The following is a 1,975-nucleotide window of genomic DNA, read 5'->3' on the forward strand; positions in this document are numbered from 1 at the left end:
CACTTTGTCATAGTTAAATGCTTCTATGCAGCCATACCATACACCCCCATGCATTATTCCTTTTTTATTAACCGTTTTTATTAGACTAGGCGAGAGCTTCATAACTAGCTCATATTCATTCATGGCTATAGCTTCATTTGCTTTTGCATTATATGCCTCACATGGAGAGCAACCCAAGTCATCTATATATCTATTCATACTAAGAGTTGCATATTTATCAATCACACTTAGCATAGATAGAAAGCTATCTAGCTCTTTTAGATTTGTCTTAGCTCCTCTTTTTAGTCTTCTCTCTTTCTTAGAGAAAAAGAATTCAATTGCTTGCCTCTCCCTCACATTATGCCCTATATAGCCCTTGCCCCATGATATAACTCTATCTTGAATCGTTCTAAAGGTATTTTCTACATATGGCTTTAGCCAGCCGCTATAGGCTTCGACATTTTTGTATTCAATGTCAAGATTTTGCATGACTTCTTTTGTGTATTTAGAGAGGAATGCCTTGCCATTATCCCCTTTGATGACTTTGGGCTTGCCATATTTGAGGATATATTTAGCCACAGCACGAGCAATACCTAGACTATTTTCGCTATCGCTTATATGGAAGCTAGCTACTCTGCTATATGTATCTACAAGTGAGAATAAAACATATCGCTTTTGCCAAGATTTTATATGTGATATATCTATGTCTAGCCCGTCTGCTAGGCTTTTTGCGTCAAAGATTTTATCAAGCGGGCTTGCATCTATTTCTACTACTTGGTTAATGCTAGTTACATTATAGTTTGATTTGCCTAGACTAGCCTTATAGTTACCAACCGCAGCATCATTACCTTTATAGATAAGGGTAGTTTTTAGTCGATTTGCTTTTTTCCATTCTTTTATATATCGCTCTAGTGTGCTATAGCTAATATATTCAGAATCTTTAAGCTTATAGTCTATATAGTCATGAATGCCTTGTATGTGTAGGTGGAGATGTAGCATCTCATGCACATTTGCTATATTTATGCGTGAGCTTTGAGCTTCTATAATGCTATCTACAAGAGATTCTAGCCCTAGCTCTTTTATCTTGCTTGTATTTGTCTTTGCTATGCCTCTATTATCTAGCAAGCCATCTATGCCTTGCTTTTTATATGCCCTCTGCCAAGCATAAAGCTTGTTTTCACTAAGCTTTAATGTATAAGCATTGTCTATATTTGCATTGACTAGGGCTATATAGTCTTTTGCACTTACTCCTTTTTTCTTTAAGCTTTCCCATTCTTTTACTGTTTGCCTTTTTGCTAGAGCTTTTAATTGTGATTTCCTATCACTTAAGTCAAATTTGCTTAAAGCTTGGTAATTGTTGCTTTCTTTGCTGTCTGCCACTTTGTCATGCTCTTCTTGTGAAACAAGCGAAACATCTATCACCTTGCTATTTTCTACTCTGTCCGAGTCCTGCGTAGCCGAGTCCTGCGTAGCCGAAGCTATATTTTGCTTTACTTGTTCTATTGTGTTGTTAGATTCTATCAACTGATGTTTCACTACTTTGTCATTGCTAGCAATCTTTGAATATGTATCAATCTCATTATTACACACACCTATATTAGAATCCACTACACCACCCATTGCTATATTAATGGACGCTATATTAGATTCTATTTCTTTGCTTTGTGTGTTGTTGCTATCTTTTACCTTGTCATTTTGTGCTATGTTGTTAATTGTATTGTGTGTTTGAGTTTCATATTTTGCTTTCTCTGCTATGTTATTGTTAGATTCTGTTTTGTAATGCCCTGCTACTCTTGAGTTAATCCCCGACACTTTGTCATGCCCTGCCAATAAGTCATGTTGAATAACTCCACTTGTGTTATGTCTAAGCAAAGCCGAGTAATGCGTAGCCCAGTCCTGCGTAGCCGAAGAATCTTTTACCTTGTCGTTTTCTACTTTGTTGTCATTCTGAAGGCGGGCACCAGAAGTTTCTATTATTGTATTATTACGAACACTC

Annotated in this window: 1 protein-coding gene; it reads right to left on the reverse strand. The window is 36.6% G+C overall.

All coding sequences use genetic code 11. The annotated features are described in order from the left end of the window. Positions 1-1,975: DDE-type integrase/transposase/recombinase (locus tag LS73_RS09680; protein WP_138070034.1), on the reverse strand; the 1,975-nt coding region annotated here is incomplete at both ends.

The organism is Helicobacter muridarum (assembly GCF_000765805.2).
GTDB lineage: Bacteria > Campylobacterota > Campylobacteria > Campylobacterales > Helicobacteraceae > Helicobacter_A > Helicobacter_A muridarum.